The following is a 25,843-nucleotide window of genomic DNA, read 5'->3' as shown; positions in this document are numbered from 1 at the left end:
ATCGCTGCAGTCAGCGACGTCTTGCCATGGTCAACGTGACCAATCGTGCCGATGTTAACGTGGGGCTTCGTACGTTCAAACTTACTCTTTGCCATTTGAGCTCTCCGTAAATTTAGCCTGCTCAGGCATTCTTTTAATTGGGAGCGTGACCCTTAGGTCACGCAAACTTCTTCTGGATTTCCTGTGCGACCGCCGTCGGAACCGGCTCATAATGGTCGAACTGCATCGTGTACTGTGCACGGCCCTGGGACATCGAACGCAGGTTGTTCACGTAACCAAACATGTTGGCGAGTGGAACATTTGCATTGACGACCGTGGCGATGCCGCGGGCTTCGGTGCCGGAAATCTGACCGCGACGCGAGTTCAGATCGCCGATAACGTCACCAACGTAATCTTCCGGCGTGACAACCTCGACCTTCATGATCGGCTCGAGGAGCTGAGCGCCTGCCTTCTGCGCACCTTCACGGAACGCTGCACGGGATGCGATTTCGAAGGCGAGAACAGACGAGTCAACGTCATGGTATGCGCCGTCGATCAGGGTGGCCTTCACGCCGAGCATCGGGAAGCCAGCCAGCGGGCCTGCACCCATGACGCTTTCGATACCCTTCTGGACGCCCGGAATGTATTCCTTCGGAACCGAGCCGCCGACGATCTTCGATTCGAAGATGAAATCGTCGCCATCATGCGGTTCGAAGATGATCTTAACGCGAGCGAACTGACCCGAACCACCCGACTGCTTCTTGTGGGTGTAATCGATTTCAGCCTGACGGGTGATCGATTCACGGTAAGCAACCTGCGGGGCACCGACGTTGGCTTCAACCTTGAATTCGCGCTTCATGCGATCGACGAGAATGTCGAGGTGAAGTTCGCCCATGCCGGCGATGATGGTCTGACCGGATTCTTCGTCCGACTTGACGCGGAAAGAAGGATCTTCGGCAGCCAGACGATTGAGCGCAATGCCCATCTTTTCCTGGTCGGCCTTGGTCTTCGGCTCGATAGCGATTTCGATAACCGGATCCGGGAATTCCATGCGCTCGAGGATAACCGGCTTCAGCGGATCGCAGAGCGTATCGCCAGTGGTGGTTTCCTTGAGGCCAGCCAGAGCAACGATGTCGCCTGCAAAGGCTTCTTCGATGTCTTCACGGCTGTTGGAGTGCATCTGCAACATACGGCCGATACGCTCACGCTTGCCCTTGACGGTGTTTTCGAGCGAAACGCCCTTGGTCAGCTTGCCCGAGTAGATACGAGCGAAGGTCAGCGAACCAACGAACGGGTCGTTCATGATCTTGAATGCGAGCATCGAAAGCGGTGCTTCATCCGAAGATTCACGGGTGGTTTCGGTTTCCGTCTTGACGTCGATGCCCTTGATCGCTGGCACGTCGGTCGGAGCCGGAAGGAATTCCACAACAGCGTCCAGAAGCGGCTGAACGCCACGGTTCTTGAACGCGGTACCGCAAAGGATCGGGTGGAACTTGACCTCGATGGTGCCCTTACGGATCAGCGCACGGAGCTGTTCGTTCGTAGGCATCGTGCCTTCGAGGTAAGCTTCCATGGCAGCTTCGTCGATTTCCACAGCCAGCTCGATGAGCTTTTCGCGGTATTCTTCAGCCTGATCCTTGAGATGCTCAGGAATTTCACCAACGGTCGCAGCTGCGCCGATCGTGCCATCCCAGGTCAGCGCCTTCATTTCGATCAGGTCGATGACGCCTTCGAACTCGTTTTCAGCGCCGATCGGCAGCTGAACCGGAAGTGCTACTGCGCCAAGACGCGAACCGACCATTTCTACGCAACGGTAGAAATCGGCACCGATCTTGTCCATCTTGTTGACGAAGACCATACGCGGGACGTGGTACTTTTCAGCCTGACGCCACACGGTTTCGGTCTGAGGCTCAACGCCAGCGTTGGCGTCGAGCAGTGCAATTGCGCCGTCGAGAACGCGGAGCGAACGTTCAACTTCAATCGTGAAGTCAACGTGGCCCGGCGTGTCGATGATGTTGAAGCGGCGCTTCTTGCCATCCTGACCCTGCCAGAACGTGGTCGTGGCAGCGGACGTGATGGTGATACCGCGTTCCTGCTCCTGCTCCATCCAGTCCATGGTCGACGCACCATCGTGGGTTTCGCCGATCTTATGGTTCTTACCGGTATAGAACAGAATGCGCTCGGTCATCGTCGTCTTACCGGCGTCGATGTGAGCCATGATACCGAAATTGCGGTAGTCTTCGATTTTATATTCGCGGGCCATGATAGTCGCTCTTTGAATAGGTTTCGACGATTACCAGCGGTAATGCGAGAAGGCGCGGTTGGCTTCAGCCATGCGGTGCGTGTCTTCACGCTTCTTCACAGCAGAACCACGGTTGTTAGCAGCGTCAAGCAGCTCACCGGAAAGACGATCGATCATCGTCGTCTCGTTACGGCCACGAGCAGCATTGATGAGCCAACGGATGGCAAGTGCCTGGCGGCGTTCTGGACGCACATCAACCGGAACCTGATAGGTTGCACCACCAACGCGGCGCGAACGGACTTCGATGTGCGGAGCTACATTGTCGAGCGCCTGATGGAACAGCGCGACCGGCTCGGACTTGGCCTTGGCTTCGATTACATCGAGCGCACCGTAAACGATGCTTTCAGCAACCGACTTCTTGCCATGAAGCATGACTGCATTCATGAACTTCGTGATAACGAGATCGCCGAACTTCGGATCCGGATTGATCTCACGCTTCTCAGCCTTATGGCGTCTGGACATTTCGTCTCTTCTTTCAATTACATCGGGCTCAGCTCGCCTTCTGGCGGCCGGTATCCCCGGAAAATCTTACTTCGGACGCTTTGCACCGTACTTCGAACGGCGCTGCTTGCGGTTCTTGACACCCTGGGTATCGAGAACACCGCGGATGATGTGGTAACGCACACCCGGCAAGTCCTTTACACGACCGCCGCGGATCATGACGACGGAGTGCTCCTGCAGGTTATGCCCTTCACCAGGGATATAACCAATGACTTCGAAGCCGTTCGTCAGACGAACCTTGGCAACCTTACGGAGAGCCGAGTTCGGCTTCTTCGGGGTCGTCGTGTAAACGCGGGTGCAAACGCCGCGCTTCTGAGGGTTTGCCTGCAGTGCAGGAACCTTATTACGCTTTACCGGCGCAATGCGCGGCTTGCGGATAAGCTGGTTTACGGTTGGCATACAACCTTCCTCTATAAAAAATCTCGTATCCACGCCCATACGGGCCGTTTCACCGCCATGCTGATGCACGAATTCGGGACAAGTCACGACAACCGGTGACCACCCCGAACAAAAGCAGAGGAAGCTGACGCTTCATGCGAACGGCAAGTTGCATTTCGATCGTAAAACGAACCCTGTTTGAGATGAACTTCAGGGCGCGTCGCCCCGAAAAAGCTTGTCTCACATCGGCTCAGATGGGGTGCTGATACGTCTTTAGCGACGTTTCGTCAAGGGCAGCGGCTCAAGTTTCTTCAATGGACGGTCCGAAACCAGCGTTTTGGCTTCGCCCGGACAGGTTATTGCGCCGCATTTGACGTCTATTCGCTAATATTTCGCGATCAAAACCGTCATTTTCCTATGCAAGCATGGCGCAGCCACTTGGTAAAGGTTATTGAAGCACATCTGAGTCGAAACGCAACAGAATATTAAGGGTTTCTCAATGTCTTCCACATCCCCAACAGCCGGCGACGATTCGCCAACCGTCCATCTCGTCATCGCTGACGTCTGGAATGAAGGTGAAGAATCTCCGGTAGAAGTGCACCTGCTTTTGAAATCAGACGAGAATGAAGATCTCGTCCAGACGGTCCTCAGCATTCTTGCCGAAGAAGGCTACCATGAAGCCGAGCTTCTCGAGATGGGCACGCTGACCGAAGAACCGGAAGAAGAGCCGCACAAGAGTGCCTGGGCCACCGCGCTCAGCGGCGAAGTCGCGCTGATCGAATTCGACGGCGACGACGAAGAAGAAGAATAAGCATCAGAAGAAAGTGCCGGTTCCGACCGGCATTTTTTTATCCAGCATCAAGCCGCACCCGCTTTTGCAGGAAATATCGAAATACAAAAAGGCCGCCTCGAAAGGCGGCCTTTTTCAGTTTCATATCTGTCGATCTTACTCGGCAGCGTTGTTGGTCATATCGACCAGCATTGCATTGGCTTCGGTAGAACCCGAAGACTTGCGGCGCTCATCGATGATCAGCTCGTCGCGTGCAGTTGCGATGCGACGGATCTGGTTGGTCATGCCGCCAGTACCGGCCGGAATGAGACGGCCGACGATGACGTTTTCCTTGAGACCCTGCAGCGTGTCCATCTTGCCGGCAACCGCAGCTTCGGTAAGCACGCGGGTCGTCTCCTGGAACGACGCAGCCGAGATGAACGAAGGCGTCTGCAGCGAAGCCTTGGTAATACCGAGGAGGACAGGATTGCCGGAACCCGGCTTCTTGCCTTCTTCGATAAGACGTTCGTTGATCTCTTCCAGCTCGATGCGGTCGACGTGGTCGCCCGGAATGTAACCGGTATCGCCGGATTCCGTGATTTCCACCTTCTGCAGCATCTGACGGACAATCACTTCGATGTGCTTGTCGTTGATCAAAACGCCCTGCAAACGATAGACTTCCTGGATTTCGTTCACGAGGTACGAAGCCAGAGCTTCGACGCCCTTGATCGCCAGAATGTCATGCGGTGCCGGGTTGCCGTCGAGGATGTACTCACCCTTTTCGATGACGTCACCGTCCTGAAGATGGAACGGCTTGCCCTTCGGAATGAGGTACTCGACCGGCTCGATCGTGTCGTCGTTCGGCTCGATGATGATGCGACGCTTGTTCTTGTAGTCGCGACCGAAACGAACGGTACCATCGATCTCGGCGATGACGGCATGGTCCTTCGGACGACGTGCTTCGAACAGTTCCGCAACGCGCGGCAGACCACCGGTGATGTCCTTGGTCTTGGCGCTTTCCATCGGCAGACGGGCGATAACGTCACCAGCCTTAACATGCGCGCCCGGCTCGACCGAAAGGATCGATTCCACGGAGAGCATGAAGCGGGCATCGCCACCCTTCGACAGTTTCAGGATCTTGCCGGCCTTGTCCTTGATGACCATGGCAGGCTTGAGGTCCGAACCGCGAGGGGTAGAACGCCAGTCGATAACGACGCGCTTGGTGATACCGGTCGACTCGTCAGCCGATTCCGAAACCGAGAGACCATCGACGAGATCTTCGAACTCAACGTAGCCTTCAACTTCGGTCATGATCGGACGGGTGTACGGATCCCACTCGGCAATACGCTGACCGCGCTTAACCGTGTCGGCCTCATCAACGAACAGACGCGAACCGTAGGTCACGCGATGGACCGCACGTTCCTTGCCCGTATTGTCGAGGATCAGCACAGCCATGTTACGGCCCATCACCACGAGGTTGCCATCGGAGTTGCGAACCACATTGCGGTTACGCAGCTTGACGGTGCCTTCGTACGAAGCTTCGAGATACGAGCTGTCAACAACCTGTGCAGTACCGCCAAGGTGGAAGGTACGCATGGTGAGCTGAGTGCCCGGCTCGCCGATCGACTGAGCGGCGATAACGCCGACAGCTTCGCCCTGGTTGACCGGAGTACCGCGTGCAAGGTCGCGACCATAGCACTTGGCGCAAACGCCGTTGCGGGTTTCGCAGGTCAGGGCCGAGCGGATGCGGATCGACTGGATGGCAGCCTTCTCGATGATCTCGACGTCCTTTTCCTCGATCATGCGGCCAGCCTCGACGATGACTTCGCCGGTGGTCGGATGCAGGATCGGATCGAGAGCCGTGCGGCCCAGAACGCGCTGGCCAATCGAAGCCACGATCTGGCCGGCATCGACGATCGGCTGCATGGTGAGACCGATTTCGGCGCCGCAATCGACTTCCGAAATGATCGCATCCTGTGCAACGTCAACGAGACGACGGGTCAGGTAGCCCGAGTTAGCAGTCTTCAAGGCGGTGTCTGCCAGACCCTTACGGGCACCGTGGGTCGAGTTGAAGTACTCGTTAACGGTCAGGCCTTCCTTGAAGTTCGAGATTATCGGGGTTTCGATGATTTCACCCGACGGCTTGGCCATAAGGCCACGCATGCCGCCCAGCTGACGCATCTGGTTGACCGAACCACGGGCACCCGAATGCGACATCATGTAGACCGAGTTCATCTGCTTCTGGCGACCGGTCACCGGATCGAATTCGACGGCCTTCAGGCGCGCCATCATCTCTTCGGTGATCTTGTCGGTAGCCTTGCCCCAGGCGTCGACGACCTTGTTGTACTTTTCGCCCTGAGTGATCAGGCCGTCATTGTACTGCTGTTCGTACTCGGTCGTAAGCGCTTCGGTGTCGGCAACGATCTTCGCCTTCGTATCCGGAATGACCATGTCATCCTTGCCGAAGGAAATGCCTGCACGGCAGGCATGCGCGAAGCCGAGCTGCATGATGCGATCGCAGAAGATAACCGTCTCTTTCTGACCGCAATGGCGGTAGACGTGATCGATCATCTTGGAGATGTTCTTCTTGGTCATCTCCTGATTGCAGATATCGAAAGGCACGTTGACGTTCTTCGGCAGCAGCTCACCGGTGATCATGCGGCCAGGCGTCGTGTCGTAGATCTTCGACACAGGCTTGCCTTCGGCATCGACCGTCTTGAAACGGCCCTTGATCTTGGTGTGCAGCGTGACGACCTTGTTCTCAAGCGCATGCTGCAGCTCGCCCATATCGGCGAACATCATGCCCTCGCCCGGCTCCTTGTCTGCCACGATGGACAGATAATAGAGGCCGAGAACCATGTCCTGCGAAGGAACGATGATCGGTGCGCCGTTGGCAGGGTGCAGGATGTTGTTGGTCGACATCATCAGCACGCGTGCTTCAAGCTGGGCTTCGAGCGACAGCGGAACGTGAACAGCCATCTGGTCACCGTCGAAGTCGGCGTTGAACGCCGTACAAACGAGCGGATGCAGCTGGATAGCCTTGCCTTCGATCAGCGTGGGTTCGAAGGCCTGGATACCAAGACGGTGCAGCGTAGGCGCGCGGTTCAGAAGAACCGGATGCTCACGGATCACTTCGTCGAGGATATCCCAGACTTCCGGACGTTCCTTTTCAACCAGCTTCTTCGCCTGCTTGACGGTCGAGGAGTAACCCTTGGCGTCAAGACGTGCGTAGATGAATGGCTTGAACAGTTCGAGCGCCATCTTCTTCGGCAGGCCGCACTGGTGCAGCTTGAGTTCCGGACCGGTCACGATGACCGAACGACCGGAATAGTCGACGCGCTTGCCGAGCAGGTTCTGACGGAAGCGACCCTGCTTGCCCTTGAGCATGTCGGACAGCGACTTCAACGGACGCTTGTTAGCACCGGTGATGACGCGACCACGACGGCCGTTATCGAACAGCGCGTCCACAGCTTCCTGCAGCATGCGCTTTTCGTTACGGATGATGATGCCCGGTGCGCGCAGTTCGATCAGGCGCTTCAGACGGTTGTTACGGTTGATGACGCGGCGATAGAGATCGTTCAGATCCGACGTCGCGAAACGACCGCCATCCAGCGGCACGAGCGGACGCAGATCCGGCGGAATAACCGGAACGATCTTCATGATCATCCATTCCGGGCGGTTTCCCGACTCCAGGAAGTTTTCGACGATCTTCAGACGCTTCATCAGCTTCTTCTGCTTCAGGTCCGAGGTGGTCTCGGCAAGATCAACGCGCAGATCGGCGGCAATCTTTTCGAGTTCCATCGAAGCCAGAAGCTCGTAGATAGCTTCAGCACCAATGAGAGCCGTGAACTGATCTTCGCCGAACTCGTCGACGGCGATCATGTATTCCTCTTCCGAAAGAAGCTGATGCTCCTTCAGCGAGGTCAGGCCCGGTTCGGTAACAATGTAGTTCTCGAAGTACAGGACGCGCTCGATATCCTTGAGCGTCATGTCCAGGAGCGTGCCGATACGGCTCGGCAGCGACTTCAGGAACCAGATGTGGGCAACCGGGGCTGCGAGTTCGATGTGGCCCATGCGCTCGCGACGAACGCGCGAGAGCGTGACTTCCACGCCGCACTTTTCGCAGATGATGCCCTTGTATTTCATACGCTTGTACTTGCCGCACAAGCATTCATAGTCCTTGATCGGGCCAAAGATGCGCGCGCAGAAGAGACCATCGCGTTCAGGCTTGAACGTGCGGTAGTTGATCGTCTCCGGCTTCTTGATCTCGCCGTATGACCAGGACAGAATCTTCTCAGGGCTGGCAATCGAGATTCTGATGGAATCGAACGTCTGTGCCGGAGCCTGAGGATTGAAAAGATTCATGACCTCTTGGTTCATGCCGTTCTCCTTGAGGGCGATCCGTCGCCCTGTGTCGTCGATGACAAGCTGAAAATCCTTGCCATCCTGAAAAGAAATCGCGGTACTACGCAGTTATGAACTGGCTTGCCGTAGTTTCGTTTCCGGTGCGGAACCGTGTTCCGCATATTCTGGAAACGATTATACGGGCGCGCCGCGGCAATACCGTGGCGCGCCCTTGAGCTTTATTCCGCTGCGTCAGGCAGGGCCTGCTGCTGTTCGTCGCGTGTATCGTCCAGCTCGACATTGAGACCGAGCGAACGCATTTCCTTTACGAGAACGTTGAAGCTCTCCGGAATGCCTGCTTCGAACGTATCGTCGCCGCGCACGATCGCTTCGTAGACCTTGGTACGGCCTGCCACGTCGTCCGACTTGACGGTCAGCATTTCCTGCAGCGTGTAAGCCGCACCGTATGCTTCCAGAGCCCAGACCTCCATTTCGCCGAAGCGCTGGCCACCGAACTGGGCCTTGCCGCCCAGAGGCTGCTGCGTAACGAGCGAGTAAGGTCCGATCGAACGAGCGTGGATCTTGTCGTCGACCAGGTGGTGGAGCTTCAACATATAGATGTAGCCCATGGTCACCTGACGGTCGAACGGCTCACCCGTACGGCCATCGTAAAGCGTCGACTGACCAGACGTTGCAAGACCCGCATCCGTCAGCATCGCGTTGATGTCGGCTTCCACCGCACCGTCGAAGACCGGCGTTGCGATCGACACGCCGCGCTTCACCTGGTTGGCCAGCATGAGGACGGAATCGTCGTCATAAGACCGGACCGGTTCGTTGCGGTCGTTGTCCGGATAGATGTGCTCCAGTGTATCGCGCAGCGGCTCGATATTGGCCGTCTTGCGATAAACGTCGATGAGTTCACCGATCTTCTTGCCCATGCCAGCGCATGCCCAGCCGAGGTGGGTTTCCAGAATCTGGCCCACATTCATACGGCTCGGAACGCCAAGCGGGTTCAACACGATGTCGGCATGCGTACCGTCTTCGAGGAACGGCATGTCCTCGACTGGCAGAATGCGGGAAACCACACCCTTGTTGCCGTGACGGCCAGCCATCTTGTCGCCTGGCTGGATCTTGCGCTTCACAGCGACAAAGACCTTGACCATCTTCATGACGCCTGGAGGCATCTCGTCGCCACGCTGTACCTTCTCGACCTTGTCCATGAAGCGTGCTTCGAGCAGCTTCTTGGATTCGTCATACTGGCCACGCAGAGCTTCGAGTTCGCCCTGGAGCTTCTCGTCGTCGACAGCAAACTGCCACCACTGCGACCGCGGATATTCGGTCATCAGTTCACGGGTGATCGTCGAGCCCTTCTTGAAGCCCTTCGGACCCGCTGCAGCGACCTTGCCATCGATCATGTCGGCAAGACGGCCATAGACGTTGCGATCCAGGATAGCCTGTTCGTCGTCACGGTCCTTGGCGAGACGCTCGATTTCCTCGCGTTCGATAGCCATGGCGCGTTCGTCCTTTTCAACGCCGTGGCGATTGAAAACGCGAACTTCCACAACCGTACCGTAGGTTCCGGGCGGCATACGCATGGAGGTGTCACGGACGTCCGATGCCTTTTCACCGAAGATGGCGCGCAGGAGCTTCTCTTCCGGCGTCATCGGGCTTTCACCCTTCGGCGTGATCTTGCCGACAAGAATGTCGCCAGGATGCACTTCGGCACCGATGTACACGATACCGGCTTCGTCGAGATTCTTCAGCGCTTCTTCCGAAACGTTCGGAATGTCGCGAGTGATTTCCTCAGGTCCAAGCTTGGTGTCGCGGGCAGCTACTTCGAATTCCTCGATATGGATCGAAGTGAACACGTCGTCCGAAACGATCTTCTCGGAAAGAAGGATCGAATCTTCGTAGTTGTAGCCGTTCCACGGCATGAACGCGACGAGCACGTTACGGCCGAGAGCCAGATCGCCCAGATCCGTCGACGGACCGTCAGCGATGATGTCACCCTTCTGGATGGGATCGCCAACGCGTACGAGCGGACGCTGATTGATGCAGGTGTTCTGGTTCGAACGCTGGAACTTCATCAGGCGATAGATATCGACGCCCGACTTGGACGGATCGAGATCTTCAGTCGCACGGATAACGATACGCGTTGCGTCAACCTGATCGACCACACCGCCACGGCGTGCTGCAATAGCGGCACCGGAGTCACGCGCAACGACAGCTTCCATGCCCGTACCGACGAACGGCGCTTCAGCGCGAACGAGCGGCACAGCCTGACGCTGCATGTTCGAGCCCATGAGAGCGCGGTTGGCGTCGTCGTTTTCAAGGAACGGGATGAGAGCCGCAGCAACCGAAACGAGCTGCTTCGGCGACACGTCCATCAGATCCACGTTTTCACGCGGAGCCATCATCACTTCGCCTGCATGACGGCAGATGACGAATTCGTCAACGAAACCGCCCCGCTCGTCCAGCTCGACGTTAGCCTGCGCAACCGAGTGCTTGGCTTCTTCCATCGCCGACAGATAGACAACGTCGTTCGTTACCTTGCCGTCGACAACCTTGCGGTACGGGCTTTCGATGAAGCCGTACTTGTTGACGCGGGCAAAAGTTGCAAGCGAGTTGATCAGACCGATATTCGGGCCTTCCGGCGTTTCAATCGGGCAGATACGGCCATAGTGGGTCGGATGCACGTCGCGGACTTCGAAGCCAGCGCGCTCGCGGGTCAGACCGCCCGGTCCAAGAGCCGAGAGACGGCGCTTGTGGGTGATTTCCGAAAGCGGGTTGGTCTGATCCATGAACTGCGACAGCTGCGAGGAACCGAAGAACTCGCGCACGGCTGCAGCAGCCGGCTTCGCGTTGATCAGATCCTGCGGCATGACCGTGTCGATTTCGATCGAGGACATACGTTCCTTGATCGCGCGCTCCATACGGAGCAGACCGACGCGATACTGATTTTCCATCAGTTCGCCGACCGAACGCACACGGCGGTTGCCGAGATTGTCGATGTCGTCGATTTCGCCGCGACCGTCGCGCAGTTCCACCAGCATCTTGACCACGGCCAGGATGTCTTCCTTGCGCAGAACGCGCACGGTGTCTTCCGCGTCGAGATCCAGACGCATGTTCATCTTGACGCGACCAACGGCCGAAAGGTCGTAGCGCTCAGCGTCGAAGAACAGCGAGTTGAACATCGCTTCGGCGGAATCCATCGTAGGCGGTTCGCCCGGACGCATGACGCGATAGATGTCGAACAGGGCTTCCTGACGGCTTTCGTTCTTGTCGACAGCCAGCGTGTTGCGGATGTAGCCACCGATGTTGATATGATCGATGTCGAGGACGTTGATTTCCGTCTCGCCGGTGTCGATCAGAGTCTTGAGGACCTTCTCGTCGATTTCGTCACCAGCTTCGAGATAAATCTCGCCGGTTGCGTAATTGACGACATCTTCCGCAAGATACGAACCGAACAGATCGTCTTCCGTCGCCTTGATGGCCTTGAGGCCCTTTTCAGCAAGCTGCTTGGCCGAACGGGCGGTCAGCTTCTTGCCGGCTTCAAGAACGACTTCACCGGTGTCCGCATCGATGAGATCGGAGATGATCTTCATGCCCTTGAAGCGGTCAGCCGAATACGGAATGCGCCAGTTGTCGCCGTCACGCGTATAGGTGACAGTCTTGTAGAACGTCGACAGAATGTCTTCGCCGTCCATGCCGAGAGCCATCAGCAGCGTGGTGGCCGGCAGCTTGCGGCGGCGGTCGATACGTGCGTAGACGATGTCCTTGGAATCGAACTCGATATCGAGCCAGGAACCGCGGTAAGGGATGACGCGCGCGGCGAACAGGAGCTTGCCCGAAGAATGGGTCTTGCCCTTGTCGTGGTCGAAGAAGACGCCCGGCGAACGGTGCATCTGCGAAACGATCACGCGCTCTGTGCCATTGACGATGAAGGTGCCGTTGTCGGTCATGAGCGGCATATCGCCCATGTAGACATCCTGCTCCTTGATGTCCTTGATCGACTTCGCGCCGGTATCTTCGTCAATATCGAACACGATAAGACGCAGCGTCACCTTGAGTGGCGCCGAATACGTCAGATCGCGCTGACGGCATTCGTCAACGTCGAATTTTGGTGCGTCGAATTCGTAGCGAACGAATTCGAGCATTGAAGCGCCGGAGAAATCCTGAATTGGGAAAACAGACTTGAAAACCGCCTGCAAACCCTCGTCAGAACGCCCACCGGATGGTTCTTCAACCATAAGGAACTGGTCGTAAGATGCCTTCTGAACCTCGATAAGGTTCGGCATCTCGGCGACCTCTGGGATCTTGCCGAAAAATTTGCGTACGCGCTTGCGACCATTGAATGAATGGGTCTGAGCCATCGTCGCTCCTCGTTCTATAGCCTTGCGGCTTGCTCACGCCTTGCGGCCTTTATCATGCGCCGCCCTTCGGCGGTCCTTCGAGCACATGGTCCTTCAGATCGGCCCCTTCAGATCGGATGGATCGAAAAGGATCATGTGCAAACTTTCCAGAGCTGCCTTCCGCATCGTTACCGGCACGCGGCGCTCTTAACGGGCTAAAACCCGTTTCCTGAAAGCCGTTCCGGCACTCAGGAAAAGGGTTCCAGTCATCCGACCCACCAGGAAAGTCCGGCGGGAACTGGCGGATGGAAAACCATCCGCCAGAATAGTCCGAACTTACTTGAGTTCGACCTTGGCGCCAGCAGCTTCGAGCTGTGCCTTGATCTTCTCAGCTTCGTCCTTCGAAGCGCCTTCCTTGACAGCCTTAGGAGCGCCTTCGACCAGGTCCTTGGCTTCCTTGAGGCCGAGACCGGTGATTGCGCGCACTTCCTTGATCACGTTGATCTTGTTAGCGCCGCCGTCAGCGAGAACGACGTCGAATTCGGTCTTTTCTTCAGCAGCAGCAGCCGGAGCAGCGCCACCAGCAGCAGCAACTGCAACAGGAGCAGCAGCCGAAACGCCCCACTTCTCTTCGAGAAGCTTCGAAAGCTCTGCAGCTTCGAGAACGGTCAGTGCCGACAGGTCGTCAACGATCTTTGCGAGATCAGCCATTTTGGTATTTCCTTAGTTTCAAGGTTTGAACAATTGACAGCGAAAAACGGCCTTACGCCGCCTCGTTCTTCCGGGCGTGCGCGCCAATAACGCGAGCGATCTGGCCCGCTGGTGCGCTGGTAAGTACTGCGAGACGCTGAGCCGGGGTCTGGATCATTCCAACCAGCTTTGCGCGCAGTTCGTCGAGCGATGGGAGCGAAGCAAGCGACTTGACGCCATCGGCGTTAAGCGTCGTTGCACCCATTGCACCACCGAGGATAACGAGCTTGTCGTTAGCCTTGGCGAATTCGACGGCTACTTTCGGAGCAGCAATCGGGTCGTTTGCATAAGCAACAACCGTCTGACCTGTAAACAGATCAGAAATGCCTTCCGATTCCGTGCCCTGAAGAGCGATCTTGGCAAGGCGGTTTTTCGCGACTTTAACGGACCCACCTGCATCACGCATCTTCGAGCGAAGATCGCTCATCTGCGCAACGGTGAGACCGGTATAGTGGGCCACGACGACCGAACCGGACTCTTTAAAAGCGCCGTTCAGCCACGAGACAAATTCGCGTTTTTCCGCTCTATCCACTGTCTCTCTCCAGTAGGCAGGACCACATGGCCCTGCCGGTTGCCTTTGCCGGACGAACTTCACAGTCAGCCCGACGTTCGAGGATCCTGTCCCCTTCAGCTATCCTGGAAGCCAGGCGTCACTCAAAGGCAACTACGGTTCAAACCTTGCATGCGTATTCACGCGAAACAGGGTTATTCCACGTCTCATGCAGGCCACATGTTTAAGGACAATCATCCGAAGATGATGATCCGCCTGCAATCTCGGACAGGATAACCGGACTTTCGTCCGGCTATCCGGATCTTGCGATCCGGAATTTTTGCCTTTCGCCCTGCTTTACAGGACTGGCTGGCAGCCACGCCTCCCCAACCGGAAAGACTTGGACTCCGGCGAACCGGAGCCCATGAAAACTTAGGCGACGACCTTGACGGTTGCCGGATCGACCTTGACGCCAACGCCCATGGTCGAGGAAAGCGATACGCGCTTGACGTATTCACCCTTGGCAGCCGACGGCTTTGCCTTGATGACGGCGTCAGCGAAAGCCTTGATGTTTTCTTCGAGCTTGGCATTGTCGAAGGAAACCTTGCCGATACCGGCATGGATGATACCAGCCTTCTCGACGCGGAATTCGACTGCACCGCCCTTGGAAGCAGCAACAGCGGCTGCAACGTCGGTGGTGACGGTGCCAACCTTCGGGTTCGGCATCATGCCACGCGGGCCGAGAACCTTACCAAGACGGCCAACGAGCGGCATCATGTCCGGGGTTGCAATGCAGCGATCGAAGTCGATCTTGCCGCCATTGACGATTTCGAACAGTTCTTCCGCACCGACGATGTCGGCGCCAGCCTTCTTGGCTTCTTCAGCCTTGTCGCCGCGAGCGAAAACAGCAACGCGAACCGTACGGCCCGTGCCATTCGGCAGGTTGACAACGCCGCGAACCATCTGGTCAGCGTGGCGCGGATCGACGCCGAGGTTCATCGCGATTTCGATGGTTTCATCGAACTTGGCGACAGCACGTTCCTTGACGAGGCCGATAGCAGCCGACAGATCGTACAGCTTGTTGCGATCGACGCCTTCACGGATCTTGTTAATGCGCTTGGAAATCTTCGCCATCGTCTCAGCCCACCACTTCCAGGCCCATCGAACGGGCAGAACCTTCGATCATGCGCATCGCTGCTTCAATATCAGCGGCGTTCAGATCCTTCATCTTCGCTTCAGCGATCGTGCGAACCTTGTCGCGGGAGATCGTGCCGGCGCTCGCCTTGCCCGGGGTCTTCGAACCGGACTTGAGGTTAGCGGCCTTCTTGAGGAAGTAGGTCACCGGAGGGGTCTTCATCACAAAAGTGAAAGACTTGTCCTGATAATAGGTGATCACGACTGGAATCGGCGAACCCTTTTCCATTTCCTGCGAGGCAGCGTTGAACGCCTTGCAGAATTCCATGATGTTGATGCCGCGCTGACCCAGGGCCGGACCGATCGGGGGCGACGGATTGGCCGCACCTGCCGCTACCTGGAGCTTAAGCTGGCCTGCAATTTTCTTAGCCATTGCTTTCTGCCTTTTTAATTTGCCGGAAAATCCGGCTTTCTCGATTAATGCCGGAAGTTCCGGCTCTCGACTGACGCCAGCTGAACTGGCGGGCAGTTCGGTGGTTCGGAGCTCGACGACCGGCTAAGCCGCCTTCCCTTCCACCATTTCACCCCGCCCGAAATTCGGTCAGGGTGAATGCCCTTGCGGGCAAAACGATCAGAGCTTGTCGACCTGACCGTATTCCAGATCCACAGGCGTTGCGCGCCCGAAGATGGAAACCTCAACCTTGAGACGCGCACGTTCTTCGTCGACTTCCTGAACGATGCCGTTGAACGAAGCGAACGGACCATCGGAAACGCGAACGTTTTCGCCAATCTCGAAGGATACCGAAGTCTTTGGACGTTCGACACCATCCTGAACCTGGTTCAGAATCTGGTCGACTTCCTTCTGGGAAACCGGAACAGGCTTGGAATCGCCAAGGAAACCAGTGACTTTCGGGGTATTCTTGATAAGCGAGAAGACGGCATCCGTGAGGGTTGCACGAACCAGCACGTAACCCGGGAAGAACTTGCGCTCTGCGTCAACCTTGCGGCCGCGGCGCACTTCAACGATCTTCTCGGTCGGCACAACGATCTGCTCGATCAGCTCGGACAGACCCTTCTGCTTCGCCTTGGCTTCGATATCCTCGGCGACCTTCTTTTCGAAATTGGAATAGGCGTGAACGATGTACCAGCGCGCCGTCATCTAAAAACTCCCCAATCCTAACTTATCGACCAAGGCCGAGAATAAATTCTACGCCATAGGCCATAAGCTGGTCGGCAAGAAAAAAGAACGCGGCAGCCAGAAACGCCATAATCACCACCATAATGGTGGAGATGACCGTTTCACGCCGTGTAGGCCAGGTCACCTTCGCCGTTTCGGCGCGAACCTGCTGAAAAAAGGTGATCGGATTCGTTTTGGATGCCATCTGCCGCTCTGTCATTGATCCGGCGCTACCCCCAAACCCCAACCCGTCGAAACGAATCAGAAGCCTGAAGTCACGCGTATACGGCACGCAAAGCTGAAAATTCAGCCCCACGCGCCGCGTGTCTGTTGACGCTACATAGAATCGATTCCCGAAAAAAACAAGCCCAAAGGTTAAAAGAATACCATACAGGCTTATCGGAAATCCGATCCTTGCGAATATCACTCGGCGCACCATCCAATCGTGCGGCGGCGATCCTTCCCTACCCGGCCAACAAATCCCGCAGGGAATTATCATTTTCAACGACGTCGCCTTGCCGAAGCCTGCGCCACCGTCGAAAAGGTAAGGCGGCATAGATTGCCGCCTAACTTATAATATAGAAAACGGGCGCCCATAGTCAAGCCATGAGCACCCGTTATAAAATGGCAGGGGCAGCAGGGCTCGAACCCGCGACCTACGGTTTTGGAGGCAGTATGTCAATCGCCGTTTTCTGGGCTTTCCAGAGGGTCTGAACTGTAAACCGGACCCTTCGAAACATTGAAGAATTCGGCGATGCTGTAAACCGAATTCGGCCTCTCATCTGACCATTCACCGATCTTAGAGGACAGTCATCATGGCTCGCCCTAGCGGACCCGTGCGCACTGCGTCACCGGTAACCAGACAGTTTTTTCTGCATTTGCGTGCATCCAAGACACCCGAAGTCGAGATCGCCCGGAAGTCGGGCATGTCGACGACCACGCTCTATGACTGGCGTGTCGGCAATGCGGATGCATCCGTCTTCCGGCTCGAGAGCGCACTCGATGTGCTTGGCCTCGAGCTGGTCATCCGTCCCAAGACCCAACACCAGGGGGAACCATCGCAATGAGTACATTCGAACCCGTCGGGGATGCCAAGGTCATTCTCGTCAATAACGGGATCTACACTGAATCCTTTCTCTTCACCCGTGGCGAAGAGCTCTATGCCCAGACCAAGACCGGCTATGTCCGTCTGCTGGCCTCGGAGCTGACCACCTATGGTTCCCTGCGCTGGAAAGCCATCGAAGGTGTCGACTTCCATACGACACATGCCGGCCCACGACTGGGCAAGGCTCCGGTGGTTGTTCCGGAACCAGAAAAGAAATCCCCTCGCCCAAAGCGCAAGCCAACCTATGACCGCAATGGTCATCAGCTGTCGGCGTAGGTGAACCATGAGCACGAAAATCTATAACGGCCTGCGTATCACCGAGACCGACTTCCACAAGCTCAGTGGCAAGATCTATGCCCTGCGACTGCAGATCATGGACAAGGTCCGGGAGAAAAAGGCGAGCTTCATTGCTCATTATTCCGTCATTGAGCACGATCGGAAGCTGACCGGCTATATATATAAAGACGAGGAAACCGAGAGAGAGCCTTATTTTGCTGCTCTCGGGCATCTGATGAAGGCAGATGACTATTGCTACGGCGGCGGCAGAAGCCGCACGGATAAATATGCTCATCCGGATTACACCTTCGAGCTTTCACTGTTCGCATATAGAGGTAGCTTTTATGCCATGCCGTTCACGGAAGACCGTGATCTGGAAGCGCTCCTCTTGTCACAGCCCTGGGTCGAGGAATTCGGCTATTGGGATAACACCGACAGGCCAGACGGCATCAGTGCAAACGACTGGCAGAAACGTCAGCGGATCTGGCAGGGCATTTTCGACCGTTGTTACGCTTCGGCACCAGCCAATGGCGACTTTCAGGTCAACCTGTCCCCTCGCCTCTGGGAATATCCGGAGTGGAGCGAGATTGCTCCATTCATCCCTGATTTCGACCAGCGCCTGAAGCAACGCTCCGAAGAGCTCGGTTACGGTGCCTGGTCGAAGGCTCGCTATGAGGAGCTGAAAGTCGAGTACGGCGACAAGGACATACCGATGCACGAATACGTGCTCGGCTTCGGTGCTGCTCGCAAGAAAGATCCCCAGTGGGATCTCCTCATCGCCTCCGAATGTGAACGGATCAGCCAGATCCTCCCCGAAATCATCACACCACAAATGCTGGGCTTCCCTGAGCACCGGCTTTCCAAGGAGTTATCCGTATAATGTCCGGTCTCGACGCCTATACCTGTACGCCTCGCCAGGTCAAAAAGCATGTCATCCAGTGCATGCGAGCCGGTCTGGTTCCATTCATCCAGTCCTCTCCTGCCATGGGCAAGAGCGCCATTGTCGCTGAAATTGCCAATGAGTTCAGTCTGCAGCTGATCGACCACCGTCTCTCGACATCGGCACCGGAGGATCTTTCCGGTCTGCCTCACTTCGAGAATGGCAAGGCTTCGTTCCTGCCGTTCGACACTTTCCCGACGGAAGATCTCGAATTGCCTGCTGGTAAACAGGGCTGGCTCCTGTTCCTCGATGAGATGAACTCGGCCACCAAGATGGTCCAGGCAGCAGCCTACAAGCTGGTTCTGGACAAAATGGTCGGACAGAAACGACTTCACCCGAATGTGGTGATTGTCTGTGCCGGCAATCTCTCGACGGATCGTGCCATCACCAATCCGATCGGCACAGCCATGCAGAGCCGTCTGGTTCACCTCATCATGGATCTCGACTTCAAGGAATTCCTCGAAGACGTGATGCTGAAGCAGCACTGGGATTCCCGGATCATCGCCTATCTCAGCTACAAGCCGGGACAGCTGCATGATTTCCGGCCAGACCACAATGAACATACCTTCTGCGCACCACGCACCTGGGAGTTCATGAACAAGCTGATCAAGGGAAACCCGATCCGGGATGAAGATGCAGCACTCTATGCCGGTACAATCACGTCCGGTGTCGCTGTCGACTTCATCCAGTTCAACAAGGTCTATGAAGCGCTTCCGAAGCTGAAGGACATTGTCGACGATCCAGAGCATGCCACCATGCCCGTCGATTCAGCAACCCGGTACGCAACGATCACACATCTGCTGGAGTTCATCGAAGAGAAGAACTTCGACGCGATCTCTCTCTATGTCGATCGTCTGCCATCGGAATTCCGGGTTCTCTTCTATCGCGGCCTTCTGATCCAGAAACCAGAGCTCAAGAAGCATCCTGCTTTCCGCCGAGCTCTCGTAACCCTGAGCAAGTATCTCAATGACGACGATTACCCCGTTGCAGCCTGACCTTCAGGCAGTGGGTGAGCTGGATTATCGCCAGCTCACCCGTCTGATGGATCGAACCAAGACGAAAGTCTTCCTCAATACCAATGGTGCCTTTCTGGCTCCATTGATGTGCTCTCTCGACTTCCGCTGGAACGAGACGGTGCCCACGGCCTATACAGATGGCAAAGAAATCGGCTGGAATCCGTATTTCTTCCTCTATCTCGATGAACCGACCCGTGTCTCTGTTCTGCTTCATGAACTGTGGCACGTAGCGCTTTTGCACATGGTTCGTCGTGGTGAGCGGGATCCGGAAGACTGGAACATTGCGGCCGACATTGTCATCAACAATATGCTCGACAGCGAAGGTTGCGTCTTCAACGGCTGCAATCCCTGGATCAATCATGATTTCGACGGTCAGACGACCGAAGAGGTTTATGACGCTATCCATCTGCAGAAGCCATCTATGTGTTCGAAACCCCAGTTTACGAACCCTGGTACAGGTGAAGCTGGCGACAGCGATATCCAGGAACCAGCAGGCGGAGCCAGTGAACAGGCTCAAGTCCAGCATCAGGTGGTTGCCAAGGTAGTTTCCGCGGCACATGCCTCGAAAATGGCCGGCAAGCTTCCGGGCGAGATCGAGACCACACTCAATAAATTCCTGGCGCCAGAACTGCCATGGAAAACGATCCTGGCCCAGTTCTTCAATGAGCTCTGCAACCAGGATTACAGCTGGTCACGTCCGAACCGTCGCTATCGGGACATGTATCTGCCTTCGCTTATCGATGACAATGAGGGCCTGGAACATCTGATTTATTATCTCGATGTTTCCGGTTCCATCACGGACGAGGACATCATCCGTTTCCACTCGGAGTTCAAATACGTCAAGGACACGTTTGCTCCCGAAAAGATGACGATGGTCCAGTTCGACACGATGATCCAGAAGGAAGAAGTCTTCCTGAAGGACGATCCGTTCGAGGAAACCCATGTCATCGGTCGAGGCGGCACCAGTCTGGTCTGTGTTCGTGAGCACATCATCGAGCACGAACCAACGGCAGTTGTAGTCTTCTCGGATCTCTACTGTTCTCCGATGGAACCCCTGCCCTCGAACGTCAACATCCCGATCATCTGGATCTGTGTGAACCATGCCGGAGCAAATGTTCCGACAGGCACGCTCATCCACATTAAGGAATAAGCCAATCTCCCTTCGGGGAGAGTCCGGGTAGCCCAAGCAAAACGCAAGAGGCAAGGCCGTGAGCCTGTCAGTGTGAGTAGGGATCTGTAAGCCGCTTTCCCGCGATGAAGGATCGACCCTCACCCCGGACACCAATTATTGGGGAATGCAATGAACTGGAACCAGTATTTCATGGGCTTCGCCAGACACGCAGCCCTCAAATCCAAGGACAGCACTAAGGTCGGTGCTGTTCTGGTCGGCCCTGACCGGGAAGTTCGTCTGACCGGCTACAATGGCCCTCCTCGCGGTGTCTATGACAGCGAATGGCGCCGGGAACGGCCACAGAAGTATCTCTTCGCATCGCATGCAGAAGCCAATCTCATTGCTTTTGCAGCCCGTGAAGGGATCCGGACCAAGAACTGCACGGTCTATGTCACCCACATGTGCTGTTCGGCCTGTGCCCGCACTCTGATCCAGGCAGGTGTTTCTTCGGTCGTCTACGGACCCGGAACAACCAGTATGCCGCGGGAAGAATTCGAGGCTGCCGAGACCATGTTCAAGGAAGCCAGCGTGGTTCTCTACGCCTGCGAGGAGATCTCCGATGAAAAAGCGCATCCATGAGTTCGTCATCCGGTTGTCTTTCGACAAGGCATGCTCCCCGAGTTCTGCTTTACGGGCAGCCAGAGATTGCATCCACGGGACGCATTATACCGTTGCCTGGAATGACGGGGATCCAGAGATCGTGCGGGTCAAGACCCTGAAGCACAAACCGAAGGGGGACCAGACATGAGGAAACCTTGTGTCGGTCGTCTTCTTCTCACCCGGGACGGTCGGGCAATCGGGAATGCCATCATCATCGGTCCTTGTGAAATCAAGGACTGGGGCACTGTCTGGCCGGTTGAGACCGACTTTGGCAACCGTCTTAAAATGACAGCAAACGAGATTGTGTCGTGTTTCCATTTAGGAAAACACACCAGCATCAAACGCTGGCGCCAGGATCGTGATCACCTTCGTAAAACCAAGGGAGACACAATTGAGCTACCGTGAACGAAAAAATCATGCCGTCACCAGTGCCGAACGGGATCTGGGCGGCCATATCATTCGAGATGGTCTGGTCCGATCCTTCCGGTTCAACAGTCTCTATACGGACAAATTCTCCAAGCTTGAGCGCAAGGGGGATTATCCCTTTGCGTCTCATGTCAGAAGTGAATCCGGCAAGTATGCCAACAATAGCAATTGCGCTTTCACCCTGACCTGGACACCTGGCAAGATGGTCATTACCGGAGACTGCGGAGAACTGACGCTCACTCATTACCAAGCAATGGGCGACTTTGAAGACGCGATCAGCTGGGCACTACATTCAGATTTCGACTATTTGCTCGGTAAATCCAATCAAGGCCGTGAATACGACCGAGACGCCACTTGGGCTTGGTTCAAGGAATATCTCAACGAAGAGGTACTGGACGCAGTTCTAGGCTCTCGTGACTGGGCCACCAAGAAACGGAATCCCAGATTCAGTCAGCGCAAAGAAATTAGGGATTGGCAGAAGTCACGGCCCAAATGGAACAAACGGGCTGGTCAGACCAAGGCTGATTTCGAAGATGAAATGCGATGGTGGATCGACGACCGTCCTCCTCATGTTTTCAGTGATCCAACATGTGACGCCTGGGAACACTGGAACCAGTTGCGTGACGCATTTTCGATCTATGAAGAACAATACGATGTTACCAAGTCGAAAGACAGGCATCTACTGCTCGGTGAAGCTGAGACGTGGTTCGAAACCGAACATGATGCCTGTGACTTTCTCTATCGCAAGATAGGCTTCGATGATCCGTGCATCAGCCACGATTACCCTTGGCGGTCCTATTACCTGATCGCCTGTATCCAGCATGGCTGCCGCATGATCCAAAAACAACTCAATCTCAAGGAAGTCGCATGAGCAAAATGCACCACCCGCTGATTGAGATCTATCCGATGCGTTATGCACCCGACGGCGAAGGTTCCATCATTGCAGACGGCAGGGACATTCCTGCCTTCTACGATGTCCTGGTTCGCTTTGAAGGGGATGATCCAATCGAGGAAAAAGAAGGGCTTCTGACATATGCCGAAGCTTGGACTTATGCCCTCCTATTTGGAGAAAAATATCCAGGTTCTTCCATCGTCGAGATAGAGACCTGACTTAACCCGTTACAATCTATGGAGAAAATCCATGATGTCCTTTGAAGTGTTCAGAGGCATGTTGCTGACGCTTGCCGTTTTGACATGCATCTTCCTGGTTCTCTTCCTGTATTACACCAGGAAGAACGACCAGCCTTATGACGCGCTGGAAGACCACTATGACGACTTCGAGAATTAGCCTCGATGCCCGGCGTGCCCGGGCAAAGGGCCTGGCGAAGTCGATCATTGAGCGCAATTACCTGTATCCGCAGGAAACCTGCGCCCAAATAGCTGATGCCGTCGGCACGTCACCGGAATACGTTCGTGCCGTCCGGCAGCGCTACAACCTGACCTTTGGCGTCAGTCCACGTATCGGCCCCAAGACCGTCAACGTCTATCTCAACCCCGAACAGCGCGAGAAAGTTGCAGATCTGGCTTCCCGTAACCGCATGACAGCGAGACGGTTTGCCACTGTGCTTTTCAAGGAAGCGCTGGCTCGTCTTTCCTAGAGAGCGTCAGGCATGAACTCTCCGATCCGCACACCCATTCCTGTTGATGAACAGGAACAGAACCGCTGCCTCCATAATCTCTATGTGCGCGCCTTGAGATCAGAGCACCGCATACCGATGACCAAGGTGGCATCAAAACTCAACATCAGCGTCAAGACCATTGAGGACAGGATTTCAGGTGAGCTCCTGGTCCGGAACGAAACGCTCTTTGCCCTACAGTTCCTGCGAGCTGCCCTCGACGGTGGCGAGCGCTGGGAAGACATTGAATAAGTCCTGGGGGTACGACTGTGACACCAGAAGAAAAGAAGGCGAAAAAAGCCGCATACATGCGGGAATACAACAAATCCGAAAAAGCTAAAGCGGCAACCAGACGCTATCGACAGTCTGATAAAGGCATAGCCAAAATGAAGCAGCTAGGGCAATCGGAAAAAAGGCAGAATTACCTTCAGGAATACCGGAAACGGGACCGAACGAGAGAATTAAAGCGAGCATTTAATCATTCCGCAAAAGGAAAGGCTTGTTATGCACGCTTTAAACAGACGGACAAATACAAGCAATATCAGCGCGAATATAACAGGCTGAAAAGAAATAGCGCATCAAGTCTTCCACCACTCGGTGAGTATATGAAGCGTGCTCTTCTGGCCGAGCCGATCTATGCGCAAGTCGATAAGATCGTCCCGTACAAATATCCACGAGACGTTCGCGACGACATCATTATGGAAATCGTTCTGGCCATTCTTGAAGGCACTCACACGATTGAGAGCGCGTCAAAGAACCTATCCAAATTTGTACCAGGCCATCACCGCGACAGTTTCAAACACGTCTCCATGGATGCGCCTGTTCCCGGCACCGACAACTTGCGCATTGGCGACAGGATCGCCTCTGACGCTTTCCATTTCTGACAGGAGCCGACTATGGCGAGTGAAGATCTTTTGAAGAAAGCTGTTGCTGCATTCAATGCCCTGTCTCCAGAGCAACAGGCTGAAATGATGGATGAACAACGCCAATCATGGGTGCGGGGCAATATCGGTCTAAGCCGTGATGAACGCGGTATGACTTCACCGGCAATGAGGGAAGTGGAAAACCGTCTGACCCCGCTGATAAAGGCAGTAAACTCTTGGGCCGACAGAACAGCCACCCCCGTTGCTCCCGTATCGCCGGATGCCACCGGCAAGTGCGGGGAGTTGGTGACGGTTGAGACGCAATTCAGAATGACGGATAGGACGGACAGACCTTGGGGAAATGGACCTATTCCGGAGTACTTGAACGGTTATGCGGTATCCCGCGAACTCGTCACCCGCTCACAGGCTGTGGAGCTATTGGCGGCGGAACGGGCGGAGAATACCCGTCTGCAATCAGAAAACGACGCACAGGCAGACCAAATTTCCGAGCTTCAGATGACCCCGTGGCCTGAATGGGCGACGAAGGTTCTAGCCGTGATCCGGAAGCGATCTGGTTATGACGGCTACGGCGACGCAATCGAGGGCGTTGACCTTCCTGCCGAGCTTGATGAATGCATAGCAGCAATTGAAGCCGACAACGCAGCGCTGACTGCACGGGTTAAGGAGTTGGAAGAGCACTGCGAACTACTTTGCGACCCTACGATAATTCGTCTTGAAAAAGAAAACTCCGATCTCGAAGCCAAGCTCGCGGCGGCGGGGAAAATTGGTCAAGAGGTATTATCGCTCATCGCAGGAGATGCAGGCATACCGGATCACATCCGAGACAAAGCCCGCGCCGTGCTGGGAGGGAAGCCGTCATGAGCAGCTACGAACTCTCACGAAATCAGGTAGTTTGCGATGTTTGCGGCCACGTTCAGCTTAGAGGGTTGCACTTCCGCAAGGATTTTGACGACCCAATTCGGCTCTGCACACCATGCATGAAAAAGCATGATGGACACCCAGAAGTGCAGGCAGAGCGGGAGCACTATTACAACGAAAGGTCTATGGGCGATGACTTCTGAATTGATCGATCCAACTGAGCGCATAGTTGCTGCTGCCGTTTATCACGGTGCAACGATCAGCCTACCACCGCCAGCCCGTCATGACACTATCCTGAAGTCCATGCTTTTTGTCATGGGCTTTGAGGACGCTCTTGTCCCTCACGACAAACAGGGCTTCCTGACTTCAACAGGTCGGTTCGTCAATCGGGTCGAAGGGTATCACATCGCCTATCGAGCCAAGCAGCTGATCGCAAACACAGCCGGACGTCCGGAGCTTTATTCGGAGGATTTGTGGTGACCCACGATGAACTCATCGAGCAGGTGGCTAAGGCGATAAACGGTCCCTTCCGTTCTCTACCGGAAGGATCGCCGCACACGTTGGAGCAACTTCGTGATATCCGTTGGACGCAGATCAATGGCATGGAGCGAAATCTGTGCTTGGCAAGCGCAAAAGCCGCCATCGCCACCATTCTCGCCGCTCTACAGGAGCCGACAGAGGCGATGACGGCGAATGGGTACGTTCACTGTTACAATCCTGAGAGGACGTGGAGCGCCATGCTCGCCGCTTCCGCACTTGGGGAGCAGAGCTAAAA

The 25,843-nt window shown here is 55.6% G+C and carries 30 protein-coding genes; 18 read left to right on the top strand and 12 right to left on the bottom strand.

The annotated features are described in order from the left end of the window. The 4 genes from FG152_RS22075 to rpsL form a co-directional block, all read right to left on the bottom strand. Positions 1 to 95, bottom strand: a 95-nt coding sequence (locus FG152_RS22075; protein WP_002972655.1) for a GTP-binding protein, incomplete at its 3' end; no start/stop codon positions are given. Between the two features lie 62 nt (positions 96 to 157). Next, the gene (gene fusA / locus FG152_RS22070; protein ID WP_010659911.1) at positions 158 to 2,242 is read right to left on the bottom strand and encodes an elongation factor G; all 2,085 of its coding nucleotides are present in this window, start codon (positions 2,240 to 2,242) and stop codon (positions 158 to 160) included. 30 nt (positions 2,243 to 2,272) lie between these two features. Then, positions 2,273 to 2,743 (bottom strand): 30S ribosomal protein S7, encoded by a 471-nt coding sequence (gene rpsG / locus FG152_RS22065; protein ID WP_010659910.1) that lies wholly within the window; start codon positions 2,741 to 2,743, stop codon positions 2,273 to 2,275. 66 nt (positions 2,744 to 2,809) lie between these two features. Further along, entirely contained in the window at positions 2,810 to 3,181 is a 372-nt protein-coding gene (gene rpsL / locus FG152_RS22060) for a 30S ribosomal protein S12 (protein WP_006471111.1), read from the bottom strand. A gap of 478 nt (positions 3,182 to 3,659) precedes the next feature. On the opposite strand from rpsL, the gene FG152_RS22055 reads away from it, so the two are divergent. Continuing rightward, positions 3,660 to 3,971 (top strand): hypothetical protein, encoded by a 312-nt coding sequence (locus tag FG152_RS22055; RefSeq protein WP_010659909.1) that lies wholly within the window; start codon positions 3,660 to 3,662, stop codon positions 3,969 to 3,971. A 135-nt stretch (positions 3,972 to 4,106) separates the two neighbouring features. Here FG152_RS22055 and rpoC read toward each other — a convergent pair whose 3' ends face one another. The 8 genes from rpoC to secE all read right to left on the bottom strand — a co-directional run bounded on the left by rpoC (position 4,107) and on the right by secE (position 16,381). Next, positions 4,107 to 8,309 (bottom strand): DNA-directed RNA polymerase subunit beta', encoded by a 4,203-nt coding sequence (gene rpoC / locus FG152_RS22050; RefSeq protein WP_012091907.1) that lies wholly within the window; start codon positions 8,307 to 8,309, stop codon positions 4,107 to 4,109. A gap of 203 nt (positions 8,310 to 8,512) precedes the next feature. Next, on the bottom strand, positions 8,513 to 12,646 hold the full coding sequence (gene rpoB / locus FG152_RS22045) for a DNA-directed RNA polymerase subunit beta (RefSeq protein WP_010659907.1): 4,134 nt from the start codon (positions 12,644 to 12,646) through the stop codon (positions 8,513 to 8,515). A gap of 315 nt (positions 12,647 to 12,961) precedes the next feature. Then, positions 12,962 to 13,336, bottom strand: a complete 375-nt coding sequence (gene rplL / locus FG152_RS22040) for a 50S ribosomal protein L7/L12 (protein ID WP_010659906.1) — start codon at positions 13,334 to 13,336, stop codon at positions 12,962 to 12,964. A gap of 52 nt (positions 13,337 to 13,388) precedes the next feature. Then, a complete protein-coding gene (rplJ, locus tag FG152_RS22035; protein WP_010659905.1) occupies positions 13,389 to 13,907 on the bottom strand; it encodes a 50S ribosomal protein L10 in 519 nt (172 codons plus the stop codon). Between the two features lie 390 nt (positions 13,908 to 14,297). Beyond that, a complete protein-coding gene (gene rplA / locus FG152_RS22030; RefSeq protein WP_010659904.1) occupies positions 14,298 to 14,999 on the bottom strand; it encodes a 50S ribosomal protein L1 in 702 nt (233 codons plus the stop codon). Positions 15,000 to 15,003: 4 nt separating this feature from the next. Beyond that, a complete protein-coding gene (gene rplK / locus FG152_RS22025) occupies positions 15,004 to 15,432 on the bottom strand; it encodes a 50S ribosomal protein L11 (protein ID WP_010659903.1) in 429 nt (142 codons plus the stop codon). 198 nt (positions 15,433 to 15,630) lie between these two features. Further along, on the bottom strand, positions 15,631 to 16,158 hold the full coding sequence (gene nusG / locus FG152_RS22020; protein ID WP_006467043.1) for a transcription termination/antitermination protein NusG: 528 nt from the start codon (positions 16,156 to 16,158) through the stop codon (positions 15,631 to 15,633). A gap of 22 nt (positions 16,159 to 16,180) precedes the next feature. After that, a complete protein-coding gene (gene secE, locus FG152_RS22015) occupies positions 16,181 to 16,381 on the bottom strand; it encodes a preprotein translocase subunit SecE (protein WP_002964376.1) in 201 nt (66 codons plus the stop codon). 610 nt (positions 16,382 to 16,991) lie between these two features. On the opposite strand from secE, the gene FG152_RS22010 reads away from it, so the two are divergent. The 17 genes from FG152_RS22010 (at position 16,992) to FG152_RS21930 (ending at position 25,841) form a co-directional block, all read left to right on the top strand. Continuing rightward, on the top strand, positions 16,992 to 17,243 hold the full coding sequence (locus FG152_RS22010) for a helix-turn-helix domain-containing protein (RefSeq protein WP_498988414.1): 252 nt from the start codon (positions 16,992 to 16,994) through the stop codon (positions 17,241 to 17,243). Continuing rightward, positions 17,240 to 17,557: a hypothetical protein gene (locus tag FG152_RS22005; RefSeq protein WP_498988413.1), complete on the top strand. Its 318-nt coding sequence runs from the start codon at positions 17,240 to 17,242 to the stop codon at positions 17,555 to 17,557. Before FG152_RS22010 ends, FG152_RS22005 begins: the two co-directional genes overlap by 4 nt. A gap of 7 nt (positions 17,558 to 17,564) precedes the next feature. After that, positions 17,565 to 18,437, top strand: coding sequence for a hypothetical protein (locus FG152_RS22000; protein WP_498988410.1), 873 nt, complete (start codon positions 17,565 to 17,567; stop codon positions 18,435 to 18,437). After that, positions 18,437 to 19,492 (top strand): P-loop NTPase family protein, encoded by a 1,056-nt coding sequence (locus FG152_RS21995; RefSeq protein ID WP_498988407.1) that lies wholly within the window; start codon positions 18,437 to 18,439, stop codon positions 19,490 to 19,492. Before FG152_RS22000 ends, FG152_RS21995 begins: the two co-directional genes overlap by 1 nt. After that, complete coding sequence (locus FG152_RS21990; RefSeq protein ID WP_498988404.1) at positions 19,464 to 20,663, top strand: vWA domain-containing protein; 1,200 nt, start codon at positions 19,464 to 19,466, stop codon at positions 20,661 to 20,663. The genes FG152_RS21995 and FG152_RS21990 overlap by 29 nt, the downstream gene beginning before the upstream one ends. Before the next feature lie 150 nt (positions 20,664 to 20,813). After that, entirely contained in the window at positions 20,814 to 21,263 is a 450-nt protein-coding gene (locus FG152_RS21985; RefSeq protein ID WP_498988402.1) for a deoxycytidylate deaminase, read from the top strand. Beyond that, on the top strand, positions 21,244 to 21,432 hold the full coding sequence (locus tag FG152_RS21980; protein WP_498988422.1) for a hypothetical protein: 189 nt from the start codon (positions 21,244 to 21,246) through the stop codon (positions 21,430 to 21,432). The genes FG152_RS21985 and FG152_RS21980 overlap by 20 nt, the downstream gene beginning before the upstream one ends. 243 nt (positions 21,433 to 21,675) lie before the next feature. Next, entirely contained in the window at positions 21,676 to 22,581 is a 906-nt protein-coding gene (locus FG152_RS21975; protein ID WP_498988400.1) for a hypothetical protein, read from the top strand. Continuing rightward, positions 22,578 to 22,820 carry a hypothetical protein gene (locus tag FG152_RS21970; protein WP_498988398.1) on the top strand — a complete coding sequence of 81 codons (243 nt, stop codon included), beginning with the start codon at positions 22,578 to 22,580 and terminating at the stop codon, positions 22,818 to 22,820. The genes FG152_RS21975 and FG152_RS21970 overlap by 4 nt, the downstream gene beginning before the upstream one ends. A gap of 31 nt (positions 22,821 to 22,851) precedes the next feature. Then, on the top strand, positions 22,852 to 22,998 hold the full coding sequence (locus FG152_RS21965) for a hypothetical protein (protein WP_498988395.1): 147 nt from the start codon (positions 22,852 to 22,854) through the stop codon (positions 22,996 to 22,998). Beyond that, positions 22,979 to 23,308: a hypothetical protein gene (locus FG152_RS21960; protein WP_498988392.1), complete on the top strand. Its 330-nt coding sequence runs from the start codon at positions 22,979 to 22,981 to the stop codon at positions 23,306 to 23,308. Before FG152_RS21965 ends, FG152_RS21960 begins: the two co-directional genes overlap by 20 nt. 12 nt (positions 23,309 to 23,320) lie before the next feature. Next, positions 23,321 to 23,578, top strand: coding sequence for a hypothetical protein (locus tag FG152_RS21955; protein WP_498988389.1), 258 nt, complete (start codon positions 23,321 to 23,323; stop codon positions 23,576 to 23,578). 17 nt (positions 23,579 to 23,595) lie between these two features. Beyond that, positions 23,596 to 24,210 (top strand): hypothetical protein, encoded by a 615-nt coding sequence (locus FG152_RS21950; RefSeq protein WP_498988386.1) that lies wholly within the window; start codon positions 23,596 to 23,598, stop codon positions 24,208 to 24,210. 12 nt (positions 24,211 to 24,222) lie between these two features. Next, positions 24,223 to 25,071: a hypothetical protein gene (locus FG152_RS21945; RefSeq protein ID WP_498988384.1), complete on the top strand. Its 849-nt coding sequence runs from the start codon at positions 24,223 to 24,225 to the stop codon at positions 25,069 to 25,071. Further along, positions 25,068 to 25,271 (top strand): hypothetical protein, encoded by a 204-nt coding sequence (locus FG152_RS21940; protein WP_151687935.1) that lies wholly within the window; start codon positions 25,068 to 25,070, stop codon positions 25,269 to 25,271. The genes FG152_RS21945 and FG152_RS21940 overlap by 4 nt, the downstream gene beginning before the upstream one ends. Next, positions 25,261 to 25,548 carry a Y16D family protein gene (locus FG152_RS21935; RefSeq protein WP_151687937.1) on the top strand — a complete coding sequence of 96 codons (288 nt, stop codon included), beginning with the start codon at positions 25,261 to 25,263 and terminating at the stop codon, positions 25,546 to 25,548. Before FG152_RS21940 ends, FG152_RS21935 begins: the two co-directional genes overlap by 11 nt. Beyond that, positions 25,545 to 25,841 carry a hypothetical protein gene (locus FG152_RS21930; RefSeq protein WP_210250450.1) on the top strand — a complete coding sequence of 99 codons (297 nt, stop codon included), beginning with the start codon at positions 25,545 to 25,547 and terminating at the stop codon, positions 25,839 to 25,841. Before FG152_RS21935 ends, FG152_RS21930 begins: the two co-directional genes overlap by 4 nt. The last annotated feature ends 2 nt before the right edge of the window (positions 25,842 to 25,843 follow it).

The organism is Ochrobactrum sp. XJ1 (assembly GCF_024701725.1).
Taxonomy (GTDB): domain Bacteria; phylum Pseudomonadota; class Alphaproteobacteria; order Rhizobiales; family Rhizobiaceae; genus Brucella; species Brucella anthropi.
The sequence above is the reverse complement of the archived record's forward strand: the minus strand, read 5'-3'. Positions and strand labels throughout refer to the sequence as shown.

Excerpts from the sequence above, each read along its gene's own strand:
- FG152_RS21985 (WP_498988402.1), top strand. The coding sequence starts at position 20,814 with ATGAACTGGAACCAGTATTTCATGGGCTTCGCCAGACACGCAGCCCTC.
- FG152_RS21935 (WP_151687937.1), top strand. The coding sequence starts at position 25,261 with ATGACTTCTGAATTGATCGATCCAACTGAGCGCATAGTTGCTGCTGCC.
- rplA (WP_010659904.1), bottom strand. The coding sequence starts at position 14,999 with ATGGCGAAGATTTCCAAGCGCATTAACAAGATCCGTGAAGGCGTCGAT.
- rpsL (WP_006471111.1), bottom strand. The coding sequence starts at position 3,181 with ATGCCAACCGTAAACCAGCTTATCCGCAAGCCGCGCATTGCGCCGGTA.
- FG152_RS22010 (WP_498988414.1), top strand. The coding sequence starts at position 16,992 with ATGGCTCGCCCTAGCGGACCCGTGCGCACTGCGTCACCGGTAACCAGA.
- FG152_RS22000 (WP_498988410.1), top strand. The coding sequence starts at position 17,565 with ATGAGCACGAAAATCTATAACGGCCTGCGTATCACCGAGACCGACTTC.
- rpoB (WP_010659907.1), bottom strand. The coding sequence starts at position 12,646 with ATGGCTCAGACCCATTCATTCAATGGTCGCAAGCGCGTACGCAAATTT.
- fusA (WP_010659911.1), bottom strand. The coding sequence starts at position 2,242 with ATGGCCCGCGAATATAAAATCGAAGACTACCGCAATTTCGGTATCATG.
- FG152_RS21995 (WP_498988407.1), top strand. The coding sequence starts at position 18,437 with ATGTCCGGTCTCGACGCCTATACCTGTACGCCTCGCCAGGTCAAAAAG.
- FG152_RS21960 (WP_498988392.1), top strand. The coding sequence starts at position 22,979 with ATGACGACTTCGAGAATTAGCCTCGATGCCCGGCGTGCCCGGGCAAAG.
- rpoC (WP_012091907.1), bottom strand. The coding sequence starts at position 8,309 with ATGAACCAAGAGGTCATGAATCTTTTCAATCCTCAGGCTCCGGCACAG.
- rpsG (WP_010659910.1), bottom strand. The coding sequence starts at position 2,743 with ATGTCCAGACGCCATAAGGCTGAGAAGCGTGAGATCAATCCGGATCCG.
- FG152_RS21970 (WP_498988398.1), top strand. The coding sequence starts at position 22,578 with ATGAGCAAAATGCACCACCCGCTGATTGAGATCTATCCGATGCGTTAT.
- rplK (WP_010659903.1), bottom strand. The coding sequence starts at position 15,432 with ATGGCTAAGAAAATTGCAGGCCAGCTTAAGCTCCAGGTAGCGGCAGGT.
- FG152_RS21945 (WP_498988384.1), top strand. The coding sequence starts at position 24,223 with ATGGCGAGTGAAGATCTTTTGAAGAAAGCTGTTGCTGCATTCAATGCC.
- FG152_RS22055 (WP_010659909.1), top strand. The coding sequence starts at position 3,660 with ATGTCTTCCACATCCCCAACAGCCGGCGACGATTCGCCAACCGTCCAT.
- FG152_RS21955 (WP_498988389.1), top strand. The coding sequence starts at position 23,321 with ATGAACTCTCCGATCCGCACACCCATTCCTGTTGATGAACAGGAACAG.
- FG152_RS21990 (WP_498988404.1), top strand. The coding sequence starts at position 19,464 with ATGACGACGATTACCCCGTTGCAGCCTGACCTTCAGGCAGTGGGTGAG.
- FG152_RS22005 (WP_498988413.1), top strand. The coding sequence starts at position 17,240 with ATGAGTACATTCGAACCCGTCGGGGATGCCAAGGTCATTCTCGTCAAT.
- FG152_RS21980 (WP_498988422.1), top strand. The coding sequence starts at position 21,244 with ATGAAAAAGCGCATCCATGAGTTCGTCATCCGGTTGTCTTTCGACAAG.
- FG152_RS21965 (WP_498988395.1), top strand. The coding sequence starts at position 22,852 with ATGATGTCCTTTGAAGTGTTCAGAGGCATGTTGCTGACGCTTGCCGTT.
- secE (WP_002964376.1), bottom strand. The coding sequence starts at position 16,381 with ATGGCATCCAAAACGAATCCGATCACCTTTTTTCAGCAGGTTCGCGCC.
- rplL (WP_010659906.1), bottom strand. The coding sequence starts at position 13,336 with ATGGCTGATCTCGCAAAGATCGTTGACGACCTGTCGGCACTGACCGTT.
- FG152_RS21940 (WP_151687935.1), top strand. The coding sequence starts at position 25,068 with ATGAGCAGCTACGAACTCTCACGAAATCAGGTAGTTTGCGATGTTTGC.
- nusG (WP_006467043.1), bottom strand. The coding sequence starts at position 16,158 with ATGACGGCGCGCTGGTACATCGTTCACGCCTATTCCAATTTCGAAAAG.